The sequence below is a fragment of the Myxococcaceae bacterium JPH2 genome, from assembly GCA_016458225.1.
Taxonomy (GTDB): Bacteria; Myxococcota; Myxococcia; order Myxococcales; family Myxococcaceae; genus Citreicoccus.
Window position 1 is genome coordinate 307,949 of the sequence record JAEMGR010000005.1, and the last position, 23,257, is coordinate 331,205.

Annotated in this window: 20 protein-coding genes; 12 read left to right on the forward strand and 8 right to left on the reverse strand. The window is 71.4% G+C overall.

From position 1 onward, the window contains the following. Window positions 1-2 precede the first annotated feature (2 nt). Genes JGU66_10160 through glgA form a run of 3 tightly spaced genes read right to left on the reverse strand, consistent with a single transcriptional unit; the run spans window position 3 to window position 2,893 of the window. Complete coding sequence (locus JGU66_10160) at window positions 3-506, reverse strand: hypothetical protein (GenBank protein ID MBJ6761126.1); 504 nt, start codon at window positions 504-506, stop codon at window positions 3-5. Then, a complete protein-coding gene (locus tag JGU66_10165; protein MBJ6761127.1) occupies window positions 506-1,423 on the reverse strand; it encodes a serine/threonine protein kinase in 918 nt (305 codons plus the stop codon). Before JGU66_10165 ends, JGU66_10160 begins: the two co-directional genes overlap by 1 nt. 45 nt (window positions 1,424-1,468) lie before the next feature. Beyond that, entirely contained in the window at window positions 1,469-2,893 is a 1,425-nt protein-coding gene (gene glgA / locus JGU66_10170; protein MBJ6761128.1) for a glycogen synthase GlgA, read from the reverse strand. A 77-nt stretch (window positions 2,894-2,970) separates the two neighbouring features. Here glgA and pdxH point away from each other — a divergent pair, with 77 nt between their 5' ends. Then, window positions 2,971-3,555: a pyridoxamine 5'-phosphate oxidase gene (gene pdxH, locus JGU66_10175; protein ID MBJ6761129.1), complete on the forward strand. Its 585-nt coding sequence runs from the start codon at window positions 2,971-2,973 to the stop codon at window positions 3,553-3,555. Between the two features lie 31 nt (window positions 3,556-3,586). Here pdxH and JGU66_10180 read toward each other — a convergent pair whose 3' ends face one another. After that, window positions 3,587-4,276 carry an SDR family oxidoreductase gene (locus tag JGU66_10180; GenBank protein ID MBJ6761130.1) on the reverse strand — a complete coding sequence of 230 codons (690 nt, stop codon included), beginning with the start codon at window positions 4,274-4,276 and terminating at the stop codon, window positions 3,587-3,589. A gap of 105 nt (window positions 4,277-4,381) precedes the next feature. Between JGU66_10180 and hemG the strand changes: the two genes are divergently transcribed. The 3 genes from hemG to JGU66_10195 all read left to right on the forward strand — a co-directional run bounded on the left by hemG (window position 4,382) and on the right by JGU66_10195 (window position 7,845). Further along, window positions 4,382-5,752 carry a protoporphyrinogen oxidase gene (hemG, locus tag JGU66_10185; protein ID MBJ6761131.1) on the forward strand — a complete coding sequence of 457 codons (1,371 nt, stop codon included), beginning with the start codon at window positions 4,382-4,384 and terminating at the stop codon, window positions 5,750-5,752. A gap of 267 nt (window positions 5,753-6,019) precedes the next feature. Then, on the forward strand, window positions 6,020-7,075 hold the full coding sequence (locus JGU66_10190) for a histidine kinase (protein MBJ6761132.1): 1,056 nt from the start codon (window positions 6,020-6,022) through the stop codon (window positions 7,073-7,075). Next, a complete protein-coding gene (locus JGU66_10195; GenBank protein ID MBJ6761133.1) occupies window positions 7,072-7,845 on the forward strand; it encodes a response regulator in 774 nt (257 codons plus the stop codon). The genes JGU66_10190 and JGU66_10195 overlap by 4 nt, the downstream gene beginning before the upstream one ends. 4 nt (window positions 7,846-7,849) lie before the next feature. On the opposite strand, the gene JGU66_10200 is transcribed toward JGU66_10195, so the two are convergent. Both JGU66_10200 and JGU66_10205 read right to left on the reverse strand, forming a co-directional pair. After that, window positions 7,850-9,295, reverse strand: coding sequence for a hypothetical protein (locus JGU66_10200; GenBank protein MBJ6761134.1), 1,446 nt, complete (start codon window positions 9,293-9,295; stop codon window positions 7,850-7,852). 77 nt (window positions 9,296-9,372) lie between these two features. Next, window positions 9,373-10,863 carry a glutamate--cysteine ligase gene (locus JGU66_10205; GenBank protein ID MBJ6761135.1) on the reverse strand — a complete coding sequence of 497 codons (1,491 nt, stop codon included), beginning with the start codon at window positions 10,861-10,863 and terminating at the stop codon, window positions 9,373-9,375. A gap of 123 nt (window positions 10,864-10,986) precedes the next feature. On the opposite strand from JGU66_10205, the gene rlmN reads away from it, so the two are divergent. Together rlmN and JGU66_10215 are read left to right on the forward strand one after the other, a co-directional pair. Continuing rightward, window positions 10,987-12,078, forward strand: a complete 1,092-nt coding sequence (gene rlmN / locus JGU66_10210) for a 23S rRNA (adenine(2503)-C(2))-methyltransferase RlmN (GenBank protein ID MBJ6761136.1) — start codon at window positions 10,987-10,989, stop codon at window positions 12,076-12,078. Window positions 12,079-12,384: 306 nt separating this feature from the next. Next, the gene (locus JGU66_10215) at window positions 12,385-12,768 is read left to right on the forward strand and encodes a hypothetical protein (GenBank protein ID MBJ6761137.1); all 384 of its coding nucleotides are present in this window, start codon (window positions 12,385-12,387) and stop codon (window positions 12,766-12,768) included. A gap of 9 nt (window positions 12,769-12,777) precedes the next feature. Here the strand turns inward: JGU66_10215 and JGU66_10220 are convergent, their stop codons facing one another. Both JGU66_10220 and JGU66_10225 read right to left on the reverse strand, forming a co-directional pair. Further along, window positions 12,778-14,394, reverse strand: coding sequence for an adenylate/guanylate cyclase domain-containing protein (locus tag JGU66_10220; protein MBJ6761138.1), 1,617 nt, complete (start codon window positions 14,392-14,394; stop codon window positions 12,778-12,780). 32 nt (window positions 14,395-14,426) lie between these two features. Further along, window positions 14,427-15,281 carry a metallophosphoesterase gene (locus JGU66_10225; protein ID MBJ6761139.1) on the reverse strand — a complete coding sequence of 285 codons (855 nt, stop codon included), beginning with the start codon at window positions 15,279-15,281 and terminating at the stop codon, window positions 14,427-14,429. Window positions 15,282-15,462: 181 nt separating this feature from the next. Between JGU66_10225 and JGU66_10230 the strand changes: the two genes are divergently transcribed. The 6 genes from JGU66_10230 (at window position 15,463) to JGU66_10255 (ending at window position 23,220) form a co-directional block, all read left to right on the forward strand. Further along, window positions 15,463-17,280 (forward strand): PAS domain S-box protein, encoded by a 1,818-nt coding sequence (locus JGU66_10230; protein MBJ6761140.1) that lies wholly within the window; start codon window positions 15,463-15,465, stop codon window positions 17,278-17,280. A 33-nt stretch (window positions 17,281-17,313) separates the two neighbouring features. Continuing rightward, complete coding sequence (locus JGU66_10235) at window positions 17,314-18,492, forward strand: hypothetical protein (protein MBJ6761141.1); 1,179 nt, start codon at window positions 17,314-17,316, stop codon at window positions 18,490-18,492. After that, entirely contained in the window at window positions 18,489-19,436 is a 948-nt protein-coding gene (gene gluQRS / locus JGU66_10240; protein ID MBJ6761142.1) for a tRNA glutamyl-Q(34) synthetase GluQRS, read from the forward strand. The genes JGU66_10235 and gluQRS overlap by 4 nt, the downstream gene beginning before the upstream one ends. A 138-nt stretch (window positions 19,437-19,574) precedes the next feature. Beyond that, window positions 19,575-20,501, forward strand: coding sequence for a hypothetical protein (locus JGU66_10245; protein ID MBJ6761143.1), 927 nt, complete (start codon window positions 19,575-19,577; stop codon window positions 20,499-20,501). Window positions 20,502-20,724: 223 nt separating this feature from the next. Then, window positions 20,725-22,515: a patatin-like phospholipase family protein gene (locus JGU66_10250; GenBank protein ID MBJ6761144.1), complete on the forward strand. Its 1,791-nt coding sequence runs from the start codon at window positions 20,725-20,727 to the stop codon at window positions 22,513-22,515. A gap of 81 nt (window positions 22,516-22,596) precedes the next feature. Beyond that, window positions 22,597-23,220 (forward strand): AgmX/PglI C-terminal domain-containing protein, encoded by a 624-nt coding sequence (locus JGU66_10255; GenBank protein MBJ6761145.1) that lies wholly within the window; start codon window positions 22,597-22,599, stop codon window positions 23,218-23,220. Window positions 23,221-23,257 lie beyond the last annotated feature (37 nt).

Here is a 23,257-nt window from a genome sequence, read left to right on the forward strand (position 1 = left end):
GCTCAGCGCTCGGCACCGGCCTCGGGAAGCAGCGCCCGAGGCACCGTCAACGCCGCGCCCAGCTTGAACGGCGCGCGTCGCTCCACGCCGCCAAAGCGCAGCACGACGCCGCCGTCGACCTCCACCATCGCGTCCTTGGCGTCCGGAAGCGCGTCGCCGCGCACCGAGGCTTGAGGGCGCGGGTTGGGGAGCAACAGCGTCACGTCCACCTTCACTTCGCGCTCGGCATCCACCGGCACGTCGAGGGTCTGCTCGGTGACGGCGAAGCCCCGGCCCGCCAGGCGCACGGCGAAGTCCACCCGCGTCAGCGTGGCCGCGTCCGAGGAAGGGTTGCGCACGCCCAGCGCCAGCAGCAGCTTCGCCGAGCCGTCCGGCAACCGCTCCACGCCGAGGCTGCGCACGCGGGCCGCGTCGTCGTAGGCGCGCGGCTGGAACGGCACCACGCCCAGACACCCGCCCAAGGGCACCGCCACCGCGAGCGCCAGCAGCGCCCGGCGCGAGCGCATCAGCCCCCCAGCAGAGGCTGCAGCGCCTCCACCGTCAGCGGCCAGCCCGCGCGGCGCGCCAGCACTTCCAGCGCCTTGAGGAACTCGCCCGCCGTCTGGAAGCGCCGCGCGCGGTCCGCGAACAGCGCCTTGCGCGCCACCTGCGCCGCGTAGTGCGGCAGCTCGGACGTCACGGACGAGAGCAGCGGCACGCGCGCGTCGCGCACCTTGTGCATCAGGTCCGCCTCGCTCTCGCTGTGGAAGAGGCGGCGGTTGGCCCACAGCTCCCAGAGGACGACGCCCACCGCGTACAGGTCCGTGCGCGCGTCCACCGGCTGCCCGAGCACCTGCTCCGGGCTCATGTACGGCAGCGTGCCGCGCAGCGCGCCGGCGTCGCCTCGCATCATCCCCTCCACCTCGGCCACGCCGAAGTCGGTGAGCTTCACGTCACCGTTGATGCCCAGGAGCACGTTGGCGGGGTTGATGTCGCGGTGGATGATGGTGGAGCCGTTCTCCGCCACCTTCGCCCGGTGGATGTAGTCCAGGGCCTTGAGCAGACACCACGCGATGTAGCAGGCGGACTCGGGCGGCATCGCCGTGCCGGCCTTGATGAGCAGCTCCTGCATGTAGCCGAGCGTCCGGCCACTCACGAGCTCCTGCACCATCAAGTAGTCCGGCCCCGCGCGGAACAAGCGGAAGGTGCGGACGATGTGCGGATTGCGCAGGCGGACGGTGAGCTTCGCCTCGTCGACGAAGGCCTTCACATAGCCAGGGTCACCGCGGAAGGACGGGTGCAGCCGCTTGATGACGACATCGTCCGGCTCGCCAGGGGAGCGCTGCGTGCCCTCACGCGCGCGCACCTGGTACACCTCGGCCATGCCACCCACGGCCAACCTGCCAACCACCTCGTAGCCACCCAGGTCCGGAGCTTCCGCCACGGCTGCAAGCCTACAGCCAAATTCGCACGGGCCCCACTATTCCGTTCACAAGGCTGCAAAGAGGGCTTCGTACCGCCGGGCAGACGCCGCCCAGGAGAAGTCCTTCTCCATCCCTCGGCGCCGGAACGCGGCCATCCGAGGCGGGTCCGCATAGAGGGCCAGCGCGCGCCGGATGGCGGCCAGGAGCGCCGCCGGGTGGAACGCCTCGAAGAGCAGGCCGTTGCCCTCCAGCCCGCCCTCCACCGTGTCCAGGAGCCCGCCCGTGGCGCGCACGATTGGCACCGTCCCGTAACGCAGCGAATACATCTGGTTGAGCCCGCACGGCTCGTAGCGGCTGGGCATGAGGAAGAAGTCCGCCCCCGCCTCCAGCAGATGGGACAGGCCCAGGTCGAAGCCGAGGTGCACGCCCACCTGCTTGGGGAAGCGGGCCTGGAGCGCGCGCAGGCCGTCCTCCAGCGGGCCCTCGCCGTTGCCCACCGCCACGAAGCGCAGGTCCGCCTGCAGCGCGGTGGGCAGCACGTCCAGCAGCAGGTCCACGCCCTTCTGCCAGGCCAGGCGCGTGACGATGCCGAACACGGGCGCGTCTCCTGGCGGCAGGCCAAAGCGCGCGAGCAGCTCCCGCTTGCACGCGGCCTTGCCCGTCAGGTCTCCCGCGTCGAAGCGCGCGGGCAGGAACGGATCCGCGCCCGGGTCCCACGCCTGCGTGTCGATGCCGTTGATGATGCCGGTGAGCGCGTGCGCGCGGCGGCGCAGCAGGCCGTCCAGTCCGTAGCCCTGCTCGGGCGCCTGGATCTCCCGCGCGTAGGTGGGCGACACGGTGGTCAGCGCGTCGGAGTAGACGAGCCCCGCCTTGAGGAAGTTGACCGTGTCGTGGAACTCCAGGCCGTTGTCCGCGGTGAACACGTCCCACGGCAACCCCAGCTCGCCCATCACGCTCTTGGGGAACTGCCCCTGGTACGCCAGGTTGTGGATGGTGAAGACGCTCTTGGCGCGAGACAGCGCCGTGCCCGCGTAGCCTCGCCGCAGCGCCAGGGCCGCCAGCCCCGCCTGCCAGTCATGGAGGCTGACGATGTCCGGCGCGAAGTCCAACCGCTGCGCGGCCTGGAGCGCGCCCACGGACAGGTAGGCGAAGCGCCGGGCGTTGTCCCCAAACTCGCCATGCATGTCGCCGTAGAGCCCGTCACGGCCGCCGTACAGCGCCTCGTTCTCCAGGAAGAGCACCTCCAGGCGCTCGGAGAGGCGGGCGGACAGGATGGGGCCCCGCAGCGCTCCGGAGGGGAAGCGCACCTCCAGGGAGGCGCCGGTGGGCACGAGCCGCCCGCCATCCCGCACGTCGCGGTAGCGCGGCGTGACGACCTTCACGTCATGCCCCAGCGCGGCCAGCGCCGCGGGCAGGGCCCCCGCCACGTCCCCCAGCCCTCCCGTCTTGGAGAAGGGGGAGACCTCGGAGGCAATGAAGAGAATCTTCATGCTCCCACCATCGCGTGTCCCACCCGCGAGTCAACCGCGAACGTGCGCGGCCAGCGACCGTTGCCTATGTTCCCCCCGTGTCCATTCCCCCTGACCCCATCCAGCGCTTCGCGGCCCTCTTCGAGCGGGCGAAACAGGCCATCCCCGTGGATCCGAACGCCATGGTGGTGGCCACCGTGGACGACGCCGGCCGGCCGAGCGCGCGCGTGGTGCTGCTGAAGGACTTCGATTCGCGCGGCTTCGTCTTCTTCACCAACCACGAGAGCCGCAAGGGCGAGCAGCTGCGCGCGCACCCCTTCGCCGCGCTCTGCTTCTACTGGCAGCCGCTCGACCAGCAGGTTCGGGTGGAGGGCCGCGTGGAGCGCGTGACGGACGCGGAGGCGGACGCCTATTTCCAGAGCCGTGCCCGGGGCAGCCAGGTGGGTGCCTGGGCCAGCCTCCAGAGCCAGCCGCTCGCGGAGCGGGAGCTGCTGGAGCAGCGCGTGGCCGACGTGGAGGCGCGCTTCGAGGGGCGCCCGGTGGAGCGGCCTCCTCACTGGAGCGGCTTTCGCGTGGTGCCGGATCGCATCGAGTTCTGGCATGCCCGCCCCAGCCGCCTGCACGAGCGCCATGTCTACCTGCGCGAGGCGGACGGCTGGCGCACACAGATGCTGTATCCGTGAGCGGCGCCAGGGGGCCGCTGGCCGAGCGCCGCTACCAGACGACCTCCGCGCCCTCGAAGTCAAAGAAGCGCCCGCTCTGCTCCGGCGTGAGCCCGTCGATGACACGCAACATGCCGCGCACGGAGACCTCGGGCACCACCGGCGCGTCCGGACCGCCCATGTCTGTCTGCACCCAGCCCGGGTGCAGCAGCACGCAGGAGAAGCCCTCCGCGCGCAAGTCCAACGCCACCGAGCGCACGCCCATGTTCAGCGCGGCCTTGGACATCCGGTAGGCGTACGCACCGCCCTCGGTGTTGGACGAGACGGCGCCCATGCGGGAACTCACGTACGCGACTTTGCGTACGGTGCCTTGTCTCAGGGCGGGCAGCAGCGCGGCCGTGATGCGCAGAGGACCGAGCGCGTTGACCGCGAGCGTGCGAGCCATGTCGTCATAATCCAGCTCGTGCAGGCCCACCCACTGTCCTGGCACACCGGCGTTGTTGATGAGCACATCCACCGGCTCGAAGCAGACATCCGCCGCGAAGTTACGGACACTGACCGGGTCCGACACATCGAGCGCATGGATGCGCAGGCGGTTTCCCGCGACCTGGTGAAACGGCTCCAGCCGCAGCGCCTGCTCCGGCGCGCGGACGCCCGCATCCACGGTGTCCCCTCGCCGCAGCAACTGCTGGACGAACTCGAGGCCGATGCCGCGACTTGCCCCTGTGATGACGTAGCGCATGCTCTGCATTAACGCGCCGAATGACAGTCCTTGGCAAAACACTCCCCATTGACCCAGGGGGAGTGCACGCTGACGACAGTCGGGAAGCGCTCGGAGGAGAGACAGATGACAGTCGCCGTCGTCGGAGGAGGTATTTCCGGGCTCGTCGTGGCGCAGCAATTGCGCGCGGACGGCAAGGCTGTGGTGTTGCTGGAGGCGGACTCTCGTCTCGGTGGAAACGTGCACACCCGCGCGCGTGACGGTTTCTTGCTCGAGTCTGGCCCGAACAGCTTTCTCGACCGCGAGGTGGTGACCCGCAGGTTGACGACAGCGCTGGGTATCACGGGTCGCATCCGCGCGGCGGACGTGGGCGCGAAGAACCGTTATGTGTACACACGCGGGCAGCTGCGCGCGGTGCCAGGCTCGCCGCCGGCGTTCCTGAAGTCTGATGTCCTGCCCTGGAGTGCGAAGCTTCGTGTGATGGCGGAGCTGTTCACGCCGAGGCGGCCCAACGCTGAAGATGAATCACTCGCGCAGTTCGGCCGCAGACATCTGGGACGTACCGCGACGCGAGTCCTCTTGGATGCGGTGCAGACCGGCATCTTCGCGGGCGACGTGGAGACGCTGAGCACGGAGGCCGCGTTCCCCATGCTCATGAAGCTGGAGCGCGAGCACCGCAGCCTCATCCTCGGTGCCATCCGCTCGCGTGGCGCGAAACAGAAGGCCCTGCCCTCTGGCACATCCGAGCCCGCGCTGAGCGGCGCGCTCAGCACCTTCGATGGCGGACTCCAGGTGCTCATCGACGCGCTGTCCACCGCGCTGGGCGAGGTGGCGCGCACGAACGCGCGCGTGCTCGCGCTGGTGCCCATGCCCAACGGCTGGAAGCTGACTGTGCGCGAGAAAGAGCAGACGTCGGAGCTGCTCGTTTCGCAGGTGGTGCTGGCGGTGCCCGCGCATGTCGCCGCGGAGCTGGTGGATCCCATCGACGACACGCTCGCGGACGCGGTGGGCAGCATTCCCTATGCGCCCATGGTGGTGGTGAACCTGGGCTTCGCGCCGGGCACGACGCCCGTGCCGGACGGCTTCGGCTTCCTCGTGCCGTCCGAGGAGAAGCGCGCGCTCTTGGGCGCCATCCACACGTCCACCACGTTCCCCTTCCGCGCGCCGCCGGGCCACGTGCTCTACACCTGCATGATGGGCGGGGCGCGCCAGCCCGAGCGGGCGAGCCAGGACGAGGACTCGCTGGCGGCCCTCGCGAGAGAGGAACTCCGAGCGCTGGCGGGCGTGACGGCGACGCCCGTGCTCACCGACGTGGTGCGCTGGCCGCGCGGGATTCCGCAATACAACGTGGGGCATCTGGCGCGCATGGCCGCCATCGATGCCCTCGTGTCGCGCTGGCCCGGACTCCACCTCACCGGCAACGCCTACCGCGGCGTGGGCCTCAACGACTGCATCGTCCGCGGCTGCGAGCTGGCCGAAAAGCTCGCCCCCCACTAGGCACCGCCGCCGCGCGACCGCCGGCTGTCCGCTACCGACCGTTCGGCGCGACCCGACTCGGGGCCCCCTGGGAGCACGTCAGACTGTCCTGGCATGCTTCGAGAATTCCGGGGGCCTCCATGTTTACACTTCCTTCGCCTCTTTTCGTTCTCGCGGCCATCCTGCTCTTCCCCGTCGTGCTGGCGGGCAGCATCGCGCTCGACGCCCTGGAGGCGGAGTGGGAGGGGCAGCCGTAGCGGCGGGCGCGGTGTAGGCTCCCGCCGGAGCATGCTGGAGCCGGCGGAAGCGTCCATTGTCCGCGCCACGTGGCGCGCCCTCGTCACGCCGCGGCGGCTGTTGCCCATCGTGTTGGTGTCCCTGCCGCTGATGTTCGCGCAGGTGCACTACAGCGCCGAGCGGCAAGCGGTGTGGCTGGCCCTGCTGCTGTGCCTGCTGTTCGTCGCGGTGGCGCCCGTGTCGTACCGCGTCCTGTTCCCCGAGGGGCTGGACCTGAGCCACGGCGGCATCCGGCTGGCGCTCTACGCCACGGTGGGCGCGGGCGTGGTGCTGGTCTCGGGCTTCGTGCTGCCGCAGTGGCTGGGCATGGGCCCCACCTTCCTCACCGAGCCCGCGAGCCTGATGGTCTGCGGCGCCCTCTTCCTCGTGGGAGGTTGGGGCCTGGGGCGAGACATCGGCTTCGAGGAGACGCTCGCGCGGGAGCGAGCGCGCGGGGCGCGGCTGGCGCTGGAGGCGGAGCAGGCGCAGCTGCTCGCGCTGCGCAGCCACTTGGACCCGCACTTCCTCTTCAACACGCTCAACGCCATCGCGGAGTGGTGTCGCGAGGACGGCGTGGTGGCGGAGTCCGCCGTGCTGCGGCTGTCCACCATGCTCCGCTCGGTGCTCTCGGGGGTGCGCAGCGCCACGTGGCCCCTGGCGAAGGAGCTGGAGTTGATGCGCACGCTCTTCGACCTGCACCTGTTGCGCGACCCCGCCCTCTTTCAGCTCGGCATGGAGGTGACGCCGGGCGTGGAGGACGTGCCCGTGCCGCCGCTCGTGCTCCTGCCACTCGCGGAGAACGCCGTGAAGCATGGGCCGGGGGCGGGACACCGCGGGCACCTCACCGTGGCGGTCTCCCGGCGCGAGGGCGGCGTGGAGCTCCTCATCGAGAATCCGGGCGCGTCGCGAGGTCCGCGTGAGGGCAGCGCGGGACTGCCCACCGTGGAGCGCCGGCTCGCGCTCGCCTATGGCGGCCGTGCGCACCTGTCGCTGACGAGCGACGGTGAGCGCACCCGCGTCACCGTCTTCTTGCCCACCTCGGGCCCTGTGCCGGGGGTCCTCACATGAGCTCCGCCCTGCGAGTCCTCATCGCCGATGACGAGCTGCTCGCGCGCAAGCGCCTGACCCGGCTGTTGGCCGCGCTCCCGGACGTGGAGGTGTGTGGCGAAGCCGCGGACGGCGAGGCGGCGCTCGCGGCCATGCGCGCGGGCGGCGTGGACGTGGTGCTGCTGGACATCCACATGCCGGGGCTGAGCGGACTGGACGCGCTGGCGCTGATGCCGGAGCGCCGTCCCCACGTCATCTTCTGCACCGCGCACGCCGAGCACGCCGTGGAGGCGTTCGAGCACGGCGCGGTGGATTACGTGCTCAAGCCCGTGGAGCCCGCGCGGCTCCAGAAGGCGCTCGAGCGCGCGAGGGAGCGGCTCGCCCCGGCGCAGCGGCCTGAGCCCACTCCGCCTCGGGACAAACCCTCGGCGGCGCTCGGACTGTCTCGACTGCCCATTCCCACGCGGCAGGGAATCGTGCTCGTGGATCCCGACACCATCTCTCACGCCACGCTGGAAGATGAGCTGGTGACGGTGTTCACCGCGCAGGGCGACTTCCTCACCGACTTCTCGCTGAACGAACTGGCGGAGAAGCTGCCCGCCGAGCGCTTCCACCGGGTGCACCGGCGCGCGCTGCTCAACCTCACCCACGTCGCGCGACTGGAGCCGCTGGAGACGGGCGGCTACCTGGCCAAGACCGCGCGCGGCCACTCCGTGGAAGTGAGCCGTCAGTCCGCGAGAGAGCTGCGGCGCATGCTCGGCCTGCGCAAGGGCTCCGAGGACGAGGGCTGAGCCGCTACGGCGTTCCGTACAGCCGATGAACCTGGCCCGCGTCCTCGCCCAGCACGTCCGCCAGCACCGCGCGGTCAGGGTCGGGCAAGGCCACTCCGGCGCGGGCGCAGCGCGCGGCTTCGTCTCGCGTCACAGCGGGAGACGTGCACCATGCGTCGCGCCAGCCCTCCACCAGCTTGCGCGCGAAGATGTGCTCGTAGCCCAGCAACTGGGCCTCCAGCCACGCGCCTCCCACGGGCAGGTTCGCCCTCCGAGGCGACACCCCGCCCGGCGTGAACGTCACGTCGTGCTCGTAGCCCGAGGCGGACAGCGCGTCCTCACCCTTCACCGCCAGCGGCGAGTGGGCCCCTCGCAACAGCGCCTCCGTCACCAGCACGAAGCGAAGATCCACGCCGCGCTGGAGCGCCTTGTAGTCGAAGGACCGCTGCTCATCGCGGTAGCGCGTCACCTCCACCGTCGTGGTGTATTCCACCGTCTGGTACTTCGTGACCTTGCGCGTCTTCGTCTCGTTCTTCTCTACGTACGTCTCCTCGACGGTGTAGGGCACCTCCACCGAGGCCTTGCGGTCCTCGTGGTCGGTGTACGGGACGCTCTCCGTCCACGCGGCGGTCAGCTCCACGGGCTGACTCCACGCGCGCTCCGAGAACGCGCCCTCCAGATTCAATGGAGCCTGACGCGGCGCTTGCGCCGAGAACCACGGAGAAGCCTCGAAGGCCCGCGCCAACCGCTCCTGGAGGAACGTCACCACGTGGTCCTCCATGCCCTCCACCGACACGTGCCAGGTGGGCACGCCCAACGCCTCCGGGAACACGGGCGCCTCGGGCGCCGCCTGCCGATAGTGCCGGCAGTAGCGCGAGACGAGCCCTACCCAATGAGGCCCTGCGTCCCCCGGCAGCGCCTTCAGTCGCTCGCACGTGGCGCGACCGCCCTGCTGCACGGCCTCCTCCAGATCGCGGCGAATGGGCGCCATCTCCGCGAAGGCGAGCAGCGCCTGCTTGCGCCCGAGCTGCGCCTCGGCGGTGAGCGCGTCACCTCGCTTCGCGGGCCCGGAGATGAGCAGCCGCAGGTGCCGGTGCGTGCTCTCCATCTCATCGAGCAGCGAACTCTCCAGCGCACCGTCCAGCTTGCTGCCCCACTGCGCGCGCCGGGTGAGGAACTGCTCCAGGCTCATCTCCGCCTCTTCGTCCCGCTCCTCGAAGCGAGACTGGCGCGCCTGCCCCAAGAGCTGCGAGAGGCCGCGCCAGCGCAGGTCATCGCGCGCCGTGAGCAACCCCGCGTCATTCGGCGCCTCGCGCAGGAGCTGATCGTAGAGGTCCGCGGCCTCCACGAAGCGCCCCTTCTTCGCCAGGTCATTGGCTTTGCCTCGCAGGGACGAGCACGCCGCCAACAAGAGCAGCGGGAGGACCACGGCGAGGCGACGTGAGAGGAGAAACTGGCTGGAGGCGTTCACGCTCGAGACCCTGACGGCACGCACGACACGGCGCGCGTCGGACGGGCGCGGCGTGCGGATATTCAGGCCGCCTTCTACTACTGCACCGGCCAGGTGTGCACGGGGGCACCGGAGTCCGCCTGCGCCAGGTACCGCTCCAGCATCGCGGCCAGGGCCTCATGGCGGGGCAGGCGAGCCTCCAGCTCCGCGAGTACCCGCCGCTGCCACCGAGCCCCCGTCATGCCGCGCGCCAGCCGCTCCGCCACGAGGTCCAGCTGCGCATCCGCCTCCCCCGCGTCCACGCCCGCCAGCAAGAGGCCCCGCCTCGCCACCGGCAGCAGCCGAGGCACCAGCGCCGCCACCGACTCCGGCCGCGGACTGGGCGCCACCTCCGAGGGCCACATCAGGACCGCATCCAGTCCCGAGCGCGCGGCACGGAAGAAGTTGCTCCGAGCCTGCGAGAAGGGCAGCGCCGGCAGCAACGCGTCCATGCGCTCCATCAACCCCAGCGTCAGCCCCAGCAGGAACGCGCCGTTGGCCACCATGTCCGCCACGGACGGACCCGCGGGCAGCGCGCGCATCTCGATGCGCAGGTGGCCACCGCAGAGCGGGTCATAGATGGCGCGGTTCCAGCTCCACACCGTCCCCTGGTGCAGCCGCAGCTCCGCGAGCCGAGGCAGGCACTGCGTCGCCACGCACTCGAGTGGGGACTCCTCCGCCAGCACGGGCAACAGCGGCGGGTAGAGCGCCACCGCCTCGCAGAACAGCTCGTAGGCTCCTTCGCGCGCCCACCCATGGCCGAACGACACCCGCGCGTGCGGAGGGATGTCACCGGACTCGCGCGCGCCTCGGTCATCGGTGGCCTGACGGAAGAGGGCCACGCGCGTCTCGTCCCAGAGCCGCCTCCCGAGAAACAGCGGCGAGTTGCCCGCCACCGCCAGCACCGGCGCGGTGGCCAGCTGCGCGGCGTTGTAGGCGCGCGCGAAGTCCGCCGGGCGCACGCGCAGGTGGTACTGGAGCGACGTGTTCGCGCCCTCCAGCGTCACGTCGTCCCAGGTGAGCGCTAGCGAATCGTCTCCGTGGATGGCCACGTGGAAGGGCACCTCCGCGCGACGCTGGCGGATGGCCGCGGACAGCGCTCGATAGCGAGGCTGCGCGGTGAGCGCGGTCCGGCCCAGGTCCTCCTCGCGCAGCGTGGGCAGGATGCCGATGACGGCCACGCGCGCGCCTTGAGTGGCCGCCGCCCGGCGCACCTCCGCGAGCGTGTCCTCGAACTCCGAGCGCAGCGCCGTGAAGGGCCGGCCCGCCAGCGCGCACGGACGCAGGTTCGTCTCCAGGTTGAACCGGTCCATCTCCAGCGTCACCCGAGGGTCCATCGTCCGGGCCAACACCTCGCGATTGAGCGGCAGCGGCTGGCCTCGCGCGTCGACCAGGAACAGCTCCAGCTCGGCCCCCACCGTGGCGGGCCCCTCGCCGAAGCCCGGTCGTCCCAGGAGCAGGCGCAGCGCCTCCAGGCACTCGGCGAGCCGCACCGAGAACGCCTCCCTGTCCTCGGGGCCAAACGCCTCCTGCTGGATGAGCAGACCCATGGCCTCACAACCATGCCCATGGCCCGGCTCCCTCGGCGGTGGACACTTGAGGCTCGGCCGTTCGGGCGCCCGGCGAACGGGCCCGGGCCCGTCCGCGCCGGCTGTGTTATCTGGCAGTTGGCCATGCCGTCCGAGACCGCCACGCCCGCCCCCCACCTGCACGACCTCACCCGCCCCGCCCTGGGCGCGCTGCTCGCGGACTGGGGCTTCGGTGCCTACCACCGCGACCTGCTGTGGACGGGGCTGTACCGCCAGCGGGCGGAGTCACTCGACGCGGTGGAGGGCCTGCGCCCGGACCTTCGCGCCGCGCTCACGGAGCGCACGCGCCTGGAGCCGCTCGTCGCGCCCCACCACGAGAGCTTCAGCAGCGACGGCCTCACCCACAAGCTCCTGCTGCGCCTTCGCGATGGGCAGACCATCGAGACGGTGCTCATGCGGTTCAAGGGCCGCGCCACCGTGTGCATCAGCACGCAGGCGGGCTGCGCCATGGGCTGCGTGTTCTGCGCCACGGGGCAGATGGGATTGGCGCGTCACCTGACGCCGGGAGAAATCGTGGGGCAGGTGCTCCACGTCACGCGCATCCTGGACGCCTCGGGCGAGTCGCTGCGCAACATCGTCCTCATGGGCATGGGCGAGCCGCTGCACAACTACGAGCACACGCTCGCGGCGGTGGACATCCTGGTGGACGCGCTGGGGCTGGCCATCGGGCCGCGCTTCATCACGCTGAGCACCGTGGGCGTGGTGCCGGGCATCCGCCGGCTCGCGGACGAGGAGCGCCCCGTGCAGCTCGCGGTCAGCCTGCACGGCGCCACGGACGCGGAGCGCGCCGCGCTGGTGCCCGCGGGCCGCCGCTGGCCCTTGGATGAGTTGATGGACGCGTGCCGCTACTACATCGCCAAACGCGGCCGACGCATCTTCTTCGAGTGGACGCTCATCGAGGGGCGCAACGACACCGCGGAGCACGCGCACACCCTGGGCCGGTTGCTCGGAGGCATGGACGCGCACGTCAACGTCATCCCCTTGAATCCCACCGTGGGCTACGACGGCGGACCCAGCACCGCGCCCGCCGTGCGCGCGTTCCAGGACGTGCTCGCCACTTACGGCGTGCCCAGCACGGTGCGTCAGCGGCGCGGAATCGACATCGACGCGGGCTGCGGTCAGCTCAAGGCCGAGGTGGAGCGGAGAACGCGGCGTTCACTTCCGATCGCACCGTAGGCGCCCCGAACAAGCGCGTCACCCAGCTTCGCTAAGGTGCCTCCTCCCGCTCTACGGAGGACCTCATGCCCTCAGTTCCTTCGTCGTCTCCTCGCGCATCCACCGCGCCGGGTCAGCGCGCACTCGCAGGTGCTTCGCGTCGCTTGCCTGGCCATGCGGCCGTGGCGCGGGTCCACTCCAACACCCCGGGCGTTCGCCACGCATCGTCACTGGCGGATACCTGACGGGAAACCTGAGGTGGGGCCCTTGCACCGCACATGGACGTGGGCACATTCTTCCCAGCGGCTTCACCGTCGGAGGTGAGCGATGCTTTCCATCCAGGAGCATGGAACGGTGGAAGAAGCGAGCAACAACCTGCTCGACTTCATCCTCCTGCCGGACAACTGGCTCGCGGCATCCTTGGCGAGCCCCCGCCCGCAGGCCTGGCCTGCACCAGACATCCAATACCAACGTCGCGTCGGCCCGCTGCGCATCTGCGCCTCGGTCGACGTAGCGCCCTCGCTGGACGTCGTGTTGCACATCGCCTTCCGAGCACCCGGCCTCACACCCGTGAAGGCCGCGGACCACCTCGAGGATTTCCTCAAGCAACGCCTGCCGCTCACCCCGAACACCGAGTGGCAGGTGGAGGTGGACGAGCGCCGGTGGATCCACTTCACGCGGCGCTACGTCAGCGCGCACCTGAAGGCCTGAGCCGGCGCGCTATCGCTGCAGGCGGAAGTGCCGCAGCGGGTGTGCCACGTTCTTCACGGGCGTCTCCGTGAGCGGACCGAACTGAAGCTTCTGAATGAAGGGCTCGCGCGAGGTCCGCAACGCCTCGCGCGCGCTCTCCATCACCAGCGTCTCGCGGAAGCCCGCGAGCGACTGGAGGCGCGCGGTCTGGTTCATCCCGCTGGAGAACGCCGTGTAGTTGCGGTTGGGACCGAACAGGCCGCAGTTGGCGTTCGCCAGGTTCACGCCCACCGCCACGCCCAGCCCGGGCAGCTTCACGCGCTCGCACAGCGCGGCCACTTCCTCGCGCGCGCCCATGGCGGTGGTGAGGTCCTGGATGTCGCACGCGGCGCGGAGCGCGGCCTCGGCGCGGCGCACCCGGTCTCCCTGGAAGAAGGGCGGACCGAACAGACCGATGACGCAATCACCCACCATCTTGTCGAAGACGCCGCCGTGCTCCCAGATGCAGCCCACGGCGCGCTCGCTCCACTCGTCCACGAAGCGGCCGATGCTGCGCGGGCTGTCGAAGCCTTGCTCGCAGATGCGCGTGAAGCCGTTGATGTCCGCGAACAGGATGCCGACCTCCTGGTCCTGCGCCCGCAGGTGCTGCGCGTAGTCGGGGTCCTGGAGGAGCGCGTTGATGACGCCCGTGGGGAAGAACTGCGACAGGTGGATGCGCTCGCGGTGGTAGTCCAGCAGGCGCTGGCTGAGCGTGGAGGCCAGCACCCGGATGAGGTCCATCGTGTAGGCGGAGAAGCCGTCGTCGCTCCAGACGACAATCTTCCCCAGCGGCTCGCTGCCCGCGGCGGCGGCGATGAGCACCGCCTCGGTGGTGCGCCCGGGGAACAGCGTCCGCAGCACGCCCGGCTCGCCGGACAACAGCCGCGTGCCGTGCTCGCGCAGCACCTGCTCCAACGGGGCACTGGGCTGCTCGCCGCTCTCGTACTCCAGATGGCCGTGGCGGTACGTGCGGTAGTGCAGCTCCTGCGGGCGCACGGCGTCGCGGTACAGCAGGAGGAAGCCCGGCAGCCGCACGCGCTGCGACAGCGTCAGCACCGCCTGATCCATGCCCGCCTCGAACACGGGGTTGGCCAGGTGCTGGTTGCAGTGGAGGATGAGCTGGTGCTTCTCCGACGCGGTGTGCACGAGCACCAGCACCGTGTCGAGCTCCTCCGCGATGGCGTCCAGCATGCGCAGCCTCCGCCCGACGAGCTCGCCATCTCCCGCGTCTCCCGCGAAGCGCAGGCCCAGCGTGCCCACCCGCGTTCCGGCCACGTCCAGCGCCTGCGTGACGAGCGTGTCCGCGTCCAGCCGCCGCGCGCCCTCGGGCCCCTGCAACAGCGTGCCGGGGAAGCGGTCGCCCCAGTCGCCCTCGCTCCAGGTCTGCTCTTGGAGTTCCTCGTCGCGCGTGGTGACCGCGACGGCCTTCGCGCCCGTGAGCGCGAGGACGGACGGGAAGCAGCGGCGGAAGGTGCGCGTCAGGTTCTCGCGCTCGCGCAGGCTCTCCTCCAGCAGCGCGTCCACGGCGCGGCTCAGCTCGCGCAAGGCCTTGTACTCCTCCACGGACAGGTCGGCGGTCAGGGACGAGAGGGTGGGAGCATGGCGCATGGGCGCCCTTCTACCGCCGAGGCCCCCCGCTGTCACAAACGGGGGACGTGCCGCTGCCCGCCCACCACCGCGCCACCCGACACCTCGATGAGCCAGCCGCCCTCGTGGCCTGCTTCCGTCGACGAGCCCGCGCCGAACAGGTGCGGGCGGTCCGCCGTGGCGGGCAGGTGATAGCGCTGGTGGATGTGGCCATGCAGCACGGCGAAGCGAGGCCCGCGCAACAGGCCCAGCAGCGCGTCCGCGTCACGCAGTCCGTGGAGAAAGTGGTCCGGCTTGTCCTCCGCCGTCCGAGGCGCGTGATGCACCGCCACGAGCAGCGCGCGACGGGCCAGCCGGGAGTCCGCCACCACGGCCGCCAGCCCCTCGAGCTGCGCCTTCCCGACGTAGCCCCCGGCAATCCCGGGCGCGGGCGGCACGCGCGCCGAGCACAGCCCCACGACGGCGGCGCCCTCTCCCACCAACCGCACGAACGGATACGCCCCCTCCCGGCGATGCTCGGGCAGGTCGCTCTCCATCAGGTGTCCGAAGTGGCGCGCGAAGCGACCCGCGCGTTGGCTGCCCGGCGTGAAGACATCGTGGTTGCCGGGGATGACCGTGCAGCGCCGAGGGTCCGCGGCGAGCGAGCCCAGCGCGGAGCGCGCCCCCTGGAACTCGGCCTCCAGGGCATAGGCGGTGAGGTCTCCCGAGAGGATGAAGTGCTCTGCCCCGAGCGCGCGCGTATCGGCGGCCAGCGTGGCGAGCGTGCGCCGTGCGTGTCGGTACGCTCGCGCGCGTCCTCCCACCGACAGCTCCGCGAGCGCGAGCCACCGCCGCCACCCCAGCTTGCGCCAGGGCAAGGCGAGGTAGTCCTCGGTGATGTGGACATCGGAGCAGTGGAGGAAGCGCATGGAACCGACTCCCCGGGTCGAACGACCGGACCCTCGGGGCCATTCTGGCGGGAAGCGGCGAGCAAGAAAGGCCCACCTGTGCATGCAGTGACGGTGGATGTCGTTCCGACGATGAACTGTTCCCTCTCACGGACCGGCGCGCCATTCTCGGGGGCGCCGGACGCCGAGGAGGTGGATGCCCATGGACGCGCTGGCGGACCTGCTGGAATCCCAAGCCGGGGAGCTGGCGAAGCGCTGGAGCGCGCGGCCCCTTCCCCTGCCGAGAGACCTGCCCGGGCTCCTGCGCGTGCTCGCCGAGGCCCTGCGCGCATCCTCCTCCGCCCCGCCCCCCAGCGCCGAGCCCGTCTCCGCGCCCACGATGGACCCCGCGTCACGCGTGCGTGCGTATGCACGACTGCGGAGCCTGCTCTTCGCGTGGTTGGACGCGCAGCCCATCCCGGTCCGCCTCTCGCAAGTGAGCGCGCTCACCGCCACGCTCGATGCCGCGCTGGAGCAGGAGCTGTCGGAGCACGGCACGCCGACGCGGGCGAGCAAGGCGTCCGCGGAGCTGGAGGCCATCTTCGCCAGCATGGTGGATGCCGTCTACGTGGGGACCCGCGATGGAATCACCCGCGCCAACGGGCCCGCGTTGGAGCAACTGGGTTACGACAGCATCGAGGACCTCAATCGCAACATCGGTGCGCTCGCGCAGGAGATCCAGACGCGGCGGGCGGACACGGGTGAAATCCTCTCGCTGGAGGACCAGGCCTTCAGCCACGCGCTGAACGGCGAGCGGGACGTGCAGGAGGTGCTCATCCGCCACCGCAAGACCGGGGAAGACCGGGTGGTGCGCGCCGCCTGCGGCCCCATCGTGATGAACGGGCAGGTGGTGGGCGCGGTGGCCATCAACACGGACATCACCCAGACCCGGCGCGCGCGAGACGCCCTGGCACGCACCGAGCGAGAGCTTCGCGAGCTGGCCGAGTCCATGCCCCAGTCGGTGTGGATCGCCACGCCAGACGGAGACATCACCTACGTCAACCGGGTGATGGAGACCTTCACGGGCTGCCCGCGGGAGCTGCTGCTGGGCCGGCACTGGGAAGACATCATCCACCCGGACGACCAGGCGCGCTCCTGGGAGCACTGGAAGCACGCGCTCGACACAGGCTCGTTCTACGAGGTGGAGCATCGCTCGCGGCGGCACGACGGCACCTATCGCTGGTTCCTCGCGCGGGGCCGGCCCCTCAAGGACGAACGTGGGCGTGTCCTCAAGTGGCTCGGCACCAGCACGGACATCCACGACATGAAGATGGCGCAAGAGGAGGCGCGGCGGCGCGCGGGCTTCGAGCAGCAGCTCATTGGCATCGTGAGCCACGACCTGCGCAACCCCATCAGCGCCATCCTGCTGGCGACCACCGCGTTGACTCGCCACTCGGAGGCCCTGGATGAGCGGACGCTCAAGGGGCTCTTGCGCATCCAGGCCATCGCCGAGCGCGCCACGCGCATGGTGCGCGACCTGCTGGACTTCACCCAGGCGCGGCTCGGTGGCGGACTCGGCGTGCGCAAGGCCCGGCTCGACCTGGCGGTCCTCGCGCGGCAAGTGGTGGACGAGGTCAAGGCCACCCACGTGGACCGGGACGTCCACCTGGCCATCCAGGGCGAGACACGCGGCGCATGGGACGCGGACCGACTCGCGCAGGCGCTCATCAACCTCATCACCAACGCGCTCCGCCATGGGTCCTCGACCGCGCCCGTCATCGTCACCGTGCGCGGGAATGGGCAAGCCGTGAGCGTGGGCATCCACAACGAGGGGCCCCCCATCCCGGCGGAGCACGTGAGCCGCCTCTTCCAGCCGTTCCAGCGCGGGGCGCCGGATGCGGACTCCGCGGGGCGCAGCGTGGGGCTGGGGCTCTACATCGTGGACCAGATCGTGCGGGCCCATGGCGGCACCGTCGACGTGCGCTCCACCCGAGAGAAAGGCACCACCTTCACGGTGCACCTGCCGAGAAACCTGGGCTGAATGACGCGCGCGCCAGCGCTATGGTCCCCGCCGATGCGCACCGCGCTCCTCCTCAGCCTGCTCCTGGCCCCCGCGTCCTTCGCCGCACCTCGCAAGGTGGCCGTGCTGCCCATCCAAGCGCTCTCGGGTGATGTCCCCACGCGCGCGGGCCCTCGCGTGACCGCGCGGCTCGCCTCGGAGGTGCGCGCCGTGGAGGGACTGTCGCTCTCCGAGCCTCCCGCGACACCGGCGCCCTCCGACGCGCTCACCCGCGCCCGCGCCGCCATGCGACAAGCCACCGAGGCGCGCGAGGCCCATGACTTCCCTCGCGCGGAGGCCGCGCTCACCGAGGCCCGAGACGCCTACGCCGCCGGGGCCTCGGGCCTCACGGATCCGGGTGAAGTGGCGGACGCCTACGCCCTGAGCGCCGCCGTCCGCTACGCCACGGGCCAGGACGACGAGGCCGAGCGGCTGCTCACCCACGCCCTCACCTTGGCCCCGGGACGGACGCCGCCGCTGGCCGCGACCTCGCCCTTGTTCGCGCGGACCGTCGAGCGCACGCGCGCGGCCCTCCAGGCTCGGCCCCCCGGTGTCGTGAGCGCGGCATCCATCCCTCCGGGCGTTCCGCTCTCGCTCGACGGTCGGCCCGTGGGCGTCACGCCCCTGCGCATCACCGAGGTGCCTCCTGGCGCGCACCTGTGGCAGGCCCGGCTCCCCTCGGGCGAGGTCGCCGGCGGCGTGGTGGTGGTCGCGCCCGGGAGCGAGACGCGGGTGGACATCGCGCCCACCGCGAGCACGGGACCGGACTCCGTGCTCGCCAGGGCCCTCGCGGGCAACACGCTGGATGCGGCCTCGCTCGAAGCGGCGACCACGTTGGGGCGCGCGGCGGGGGCGGACCTCATCGTGCTGGGCGCCGTGTCGCGCGCGGGCGGCGGGCTCGCCTTGGATGCGTTCGTGTTCGCGCCCGGTGACGCGGCTCCGCGCCGGCTGCCGCGACTGGCGCTGGACAATGAACTGCTCGACTCGGGCGAGCCGCTGCGCCAACTCGTCGCCACGCTCGTGTCGCGAGAGCTGGCGGAGGCCACACCCGTGACGCTGCCCGCGTTGGCATCCCGTGAGCCGTTGCCCACGCCGCGCGCCACGCTGGCCCCCTACCCCACGGGCGAGGCCCCGGCCCGTCCGGTGGACCGCTCGCAGACAGCGCCGATCCGACGCCCGTTGGTCAAGCCATGAGCGGCGCGCGGGGACGCTTCGCGCCCAGCCCCACGGGGCGCATGCACCTGGGCAACATCCGCAGCGCACTGCTCGGCTGGCTCCAGGCGCGGGCGGCGGGCGGCGCGTTCCTCCTGCGCATCGAGGACCTGGACCGCGCGCGCTGCAAGCCCGCGCATGTGGACGCGCTGAAGGAGGACCTCGGTTGGCTGGGCTTGGACTGGGATGAGCCCCCGCTCATCCAGAGCGAGCGCGACGCGGAGTATCGCGAGGCCCAGGCGCGACTGGAACGCGCGGGGCTCGTGTATCCGTGCTTCTGCACGCGCGCGGAGATCGCCCGCGCCGCCAGCGCGCCTCACGGATTGACGGACGAAGGCCCGCGCTATCCCGGCACCTGCGCGCACCTCACCGCGGAGCAGGTGTCCGAGCGCTCCCGCACGCGAGCGCCCGCCTACCGATTCCGAGCGCAGCCCGGCGAGGTGCGCTTCGTGGATGGGCTCCTCGGCCCCACCACGCAGGACGTGGAGGCCTTGGTGGGGGACTTCGTCATCCGGCGCAACGATGGCGTGGCCAGCTACCAGCTCGCGGTCGTGGTGGACGACGCGGCCAGCCGCATCACGCACGTGCTGCGCGGCGACGACCTGCTGACGTCCACGCCCCGCCAACTCCAGCTCTACGCGGCGCTGGGGTTGAGCGCTCCCGACTTCCTCCATGTGCCCTTGGTGCTGGGTGAGGACGGCAAGCGTCTGGCCAAGCGGGAGGGCGCGTTCGCGCTCGCGGAGCTGCGGGAGCGGGGGGTCGCGCCCGAGCGAGTGCTCGGGTTGCTCGCCTCCTGGAGTGGCCTGGGGGATGGCGCTCCGGTTCACCTCGACGAGCTGGTGCGCCGCTTCCGAGTCGAGTCGCTGCCACGCGAGCCCGTGGTGGCGCGCGAGGCCACGCTGCGCGAGGCGCTGGGCCTGGGCTGAGCCTGACGCCCCGCGCTCCGAGGAAGCATCCAGGCCCTGCGTACCGTGCCGTAGCGAACACGCGTCCCATGTTTGCCGCGGATGCGGGCGCGCCGTCGGCAGGCGAGCGCGCTCCCTCATCAGTGGGAGCAAGCAGCCATGGCAGCCATCGTAGAGACAGAGAAGACCGGCTTCATCCCCGCCACACCCGGCACGCCGTACAAGCTGAGCTGGGGGGCCATCCTGGGAGGCGCCTTCGTCGCGCTCGGGATGTGGATCCTCCTGTACTCGCTGGGGCTCGCCCTGGGGCTCTCGTCAGTGGACCCCAACAATCCGGGCAGCGCGCGCGCCGCGGGCATCGGCACGGGCATCTGGAGCCTGCTGGCGCCGCTCATCGCGCTGTTCGTCGGCGGCATGGTGGCCTCGCGCACCGCGGGCGTGGTGGACAAGGCAGGCGGCGCGCTCCACGGCGCGGTGCTGTGGGGGCTGACGACGCTGGCGGGCGCGGTGCTCATGGGGGCGGTGCTCTCATCGCTGCTGGGCGCCGTGTTCAGCGTGGGAAAGACGGCGGTGGGTGCGACGGGCGCGGCCGTGGTGGGCGTCGCGAGCCAGGGAGGACAGGCCGCCCAGGCGTTCGGCTTGAATGCCAATGACGCCATCGCCCCGCTCAACCAGCGGCTGCGCGAAGCGGGCAAGCCCACCGTCACCGCCGAGCAGCTCCAGGCGGCCACGCGCGACGTGGTGGGCGACGCGGTGCGAGCGGGCCATCTGGACCGGGAGATGCTCGTCACGTCCATCGCGCAGAAGACGAACCTCTCGCGCGCGGACGCGGAGGACGTCGCCAACCGCGTGGAGGACCAGTTCAATGTGGCCCAGGGCAAGGCGCAGCAAGTGGGTCAGCAGGTGCAGCACGGCGCCCTGAAGGCAGCGGACCAGACGGGGCACGTCTTCTGGGGCGTGTTCTTCGCGCTGCTGCTCGGGCTCGTGTCAGCGGTGCTGGGCGCCACCTTGGGCGTCAGCAAGCGGCAGCGGATCCGCGCCGAGGGCGTCCTCACCGCGACCTCGCGCCGCGAAGTCTACCCCTGAGGGCGACGGCGACAGCCCGACACCGGGGATCCGCTCGCCATGTTGAGCCCTCCGCGACGGAGCGCTGGGATATCCTCCCGCGGTCGTCACGGAGGGACACCGGGGCCATGAGGCGCCGCGAGGACACGTCCCCTCCGTCTCGCAGGGGTGGATTCTCGTGAGCCGAAACGCCGTGCTGTCGTCGCTCGTCCTCGCCGCGCTGGCCCTGGGCGGGTGCAGCTTCATGAAGACGGACGTCCTTCTCGACACCCTCAACAAACCCACCCCACCCGACCCCTCCTCGCCGCCCGCGCGCGTGACGCCCGTCGAGCGCGTGGCGTCCCTCACCCGCGCACAGCTCGTGGACGCCTATGTCGATCCGCACGCCGTGGCCGGCTGGATGACGGGGCTGGGCAACGCGCCCGCCATCGTGCTGGACATGACGCAGTGCCTGCTCGACCGGGCCGGCGGCAACAGCGGCGGCTGCTACGAGGACACCACGCACCCTGGCTTCATCGATCGCGCCGTGAAGGCCTCCGCGTGGGGAATCCCGCGAGCCCCCGCGTCGGTGAACGCGAACACGCCGGACCCGGTGGAGGTGGATGCCCAGCGCTTCCTCTCCAACGCGATGACCCTGGCGCCCTCGCTCATGGTGCTCCAGCAGTCACTGGCCCAGTCGCTCACGCGTGACGAGCTGGCCACGGGCATCAAGCTGGGCGCCGCCTCCGCCGCTCGCTACGTGGAGGCCCGAAGCTGGCACCGGATGCTGCAGCGTCCCTCCAACGCCCTCGTGCTGAGCGGCGGCGGAGCCAACGGCGCGTTCTCGGCGGGGGCCGTGTGGCGGCTCCTGGGCATCCTCCAGCAGTGTCGCGGCAAGCCCGCGCCGGAGGGCTGCGCAGACGCGCGCATCGACCTGGCGGCGGGCACCAGCACGGGCGCGCTCATCAGCACCATGGTGGACCTGTTCCACACGCCGGGCCAGGAGCAGGCCGCGCGCGACCTGCTGGTCAGCAACTACACGTGCACGGTGGAGTCGGACCTGTACTGCGTGAACTCGACGTGGCTGTGGAACCTGGCCAAGAACACGCGGGGGCTCGTGCGCTTCGACGGCGTGGTCTCCAAGCTGGACACCGCCATCCATCCCGAGATGCTGCACAACGGCACGGAGCTGGTGGCCGTCTCGGTGGACTTCCCCACGGGCGACGTGTTCGGCATCAGCGACCAGGACCCGGCGGACTTCGAGCCCGAGGCGTCCGACCTGGAGCGCAAGCACGGCCTCACCCAGGCGATCGTCGCGTCCATCGTCGAGCCCGTGTTGTCGGATCCCATCGAGGCGCTGCCCTCGCGCTCAGGCAAGCGCTGGAGCGCGTACTTCGATGGCGGGGTGCGCTCGGGACTGCCGCTGCTCCAGGCCGTGCAGCGCGGCGCCGAGCGCGTGCTGGTCATCTCCACGGGGGGCCTGACGCCTCCCATGGCGGCGAAGCCCGCGCACGCGATGGACGTCCTCATGCGCACGCTCGACCTGTTCATCGCGCAGCCGCGCATGGGCGAGGTGCAGCAAGCGGAGCTGTCCGCGGTGACGCGCCGGTTGGCCGAGTACAACGTGTGCGCGCTGCGCCTGGGGCGCGACGACACCGGCAACATCGAGGCCTTCTGCCGGCGCACTGGCACGGCCTTCCAGCCGCACGCGCTGCGCGCTCCGGAGGCCGGCATCCCGCTGTGGATGGGACCTGCTCGCTTCGAGCAGGTGGCCACCAGCTGGCGCACGTCCTGGATGTTCCGCCCGGAGAGCGACCTGGAGTCGGCGAGCGGCTACGCGTTCTCGCCGGACGTCATGCAGCCGCTGTTCGTGCAGGGCGTGGAGTCCTTCCAGAAGCGCTGCATGGAAGTGATGACCCTCTTCAACATCCAGGGCACCCTGGCGACGCAGGAGTGCGAGCGCGGCCCGCAAGAGGTCGCGGCGGAGGCTCGCGCGGCGCTGCCCTCGGCCGCTCAGTGCAAGCAGGGCAAGCCCGCGCGACGCACCTGCGAATGACCTCGCTCGCTCGGCGCGGGGACTGGGCCCGAGGCCTCGGCGGTTTCTGGTAAGGGAGCGACTGACCTCCCGCGACGCGACATGCCGAAACGCCACTTCATCCGCTGGGTCCTCATTCCCGGCCTGAGCCTGGGCGCGCTGGTGCTCAGCGCGGCGCTCGCCGCCTGGCTCACGCGCCCCGCCCCCGCGCCCGCGCCCACCCCGCCCGCGCAAGAGGCGCCCCCGCCCACGCGCGAGCCCCTCACGCCGCCTCCGCACCTGAAGCCGCCCACCGTGGCGGCTCCGCCCGCCTTCCCTTCGCCACCGAGCGCCGTGCCCGGCCTCGCGGGCGCCCCGAGCTGGGACACCCGCCGCCTGGAGGACGCCGACCTCGTCATCGAGGATGCCTCCGGTCGCATCGACCGGGCAGACATCCGCGTGGCCGTGCGAGCGGTCTCCCCCTTGGTCCAGCAGTGCTTCGAGGACGTGGCCCAGCGCAACCCAGGCCCGCAGGAAGTGAAGCTGCGCTTCACCGTGCAGGGCAGCGGCGAGGCGGGACAGCTCACCCATGGCGAGCTGCTGTCGAGCACCATCGCCGACCCCATGGTCCAGGCGTGCGTGCTGGACTCGCTGCTGGACGCGCAATTTTCCGCCCCCTCCGGCGGTGGGAAGGCGACGGTCGTCTACCCGTTCCGCTTTCGGACACCCGGGGAGGCTGGCCCGTGAGGTCGGCTTTTGCGTAAGGTGGCCGGACCGCTCCTTT

Excerpts from the sequence above, each read along its gene's own strand:
- JGU66_10160 (MBJ6761126.1), bottom strand. The coding sequence starts at position 506 with ATGCGCTCGCGCCGGGCGCTGCTGGCGCTCGCGGTGGCGGTGCCCTTG.
- glgA (MBJ6761128.1), bottom strand. The coding sequence starts at position 2,893 with ATGAAGATTCTCTTCATTGCCTCCGAGGTCTCCCCCTTCTCCAAGACG.
- JGU66_10180 (MBJ6761130.1), bottom strand. The coding sequence starts at position 4,276 with ATGCGCTACGTCATCACAGGGGCAAGTCGCGGCATCGGCCTCGAGTTC.
- hemG (MBJ6761131.1), top strand. The coding sequence starts at position 4,382 with ATGACAGTCGCCGTCGTCGGAGGAGGTATTTCCGGGCTCGTCGTGGCG.
- JGU66_10190 (MBJ6761132.1), top strand. The coding sequence starts at position 6,020 with ATGCTGGAGCCGGCGGAAGCGTCCATTGTCCGCGCCACGTGGCGCGCC.
- JGU66_10195 (MBJ6761133.1), top strand. The coding sequence starts at position 7,072 with ATGAGCTCCGCCCTGCGAGTCCTCATCGCCGATGACGAGCTGCTCGCG.
- JGU66_10205 (MBJ6761135.1), bottom strand. The coding sequence starts at position 10,863 with ATGGGTCTGCTCATCCAGCAGGAGGCGTTTGGCCCCGAGGACAGGGAG.
- rlmN (MBJ6761136.1), top strand. The coding sequence starts at position 10,987 with ATGCCGTCCGAGACCGCCACGCCCGCCCCCCACCTGCACGACCTCACC.
- JGU66_10215 (MBJ6761137.1), top strand. The coding sequence starts at position 12,385 with ATGCTTTCCATCCAGGAGCATGGAACGGTGGAAGAAGCGAGCAACAAC.
- JGU66_10220 (MBJ6761138.1), bottom strand. The coding sequence starts at position 14,394 with ATGCGCCATGCTCCCACCCTCTCGTCCCTGACCGCCGACCTGTCCGTG.
- JGU66_10225 (MBJ6761139.1), bottom strand. The coding sequence starts at position 15,281 with ATGCGCTTCCTCCACTGCTCCGATGTCCACATCACCGAGGACTACCTC.
- JGU66_10230 (MBJ6761140.1), top strand. The coding sequence starts at position 15,463 with ATGGACGCGCTGGCGGACCTGCTGGAATCCCAAGCCGGGGAGCTGGCG.
- JGU66_10235 (MBJ6761141.1), top strand. The coding sequence starts at position 17,314 with ATGCGCACCGCGCTCCTCCTCAGCCTGCTCCTGGCCCCCGCGTCCTTC.
- gluQRS (MBJ6761142.1), top strand. The coding sequence starts at position 18,489 with ATGAGCGGCGCGCGGGGACGCTTCGCGCCCAGCCCCACGGGGCGCATG.
- JGU66_10245 (MBJ6761143.1), top strand. The coding sequence starts at position 19,575 with ATGGCAGCCATCGTAGAGACAGAGAAGACCGGCTTCATCCCCGCCACA.
- JGU66_10250 (MBJ6761144.1), top strand. The coding sequence starts at position 20,725 with ATGAAGACGGACGTCCTTCTCGACACCCTCAACAAACCCACCCCACCC.
- JGU66_10255 (MBJ6761145.1), top strand. The coding sequence starts at position 22,597 with ATGCCGAAACGCCACTTCATCCGCTGGGTCCTCATTCCCGGCCTGAGC.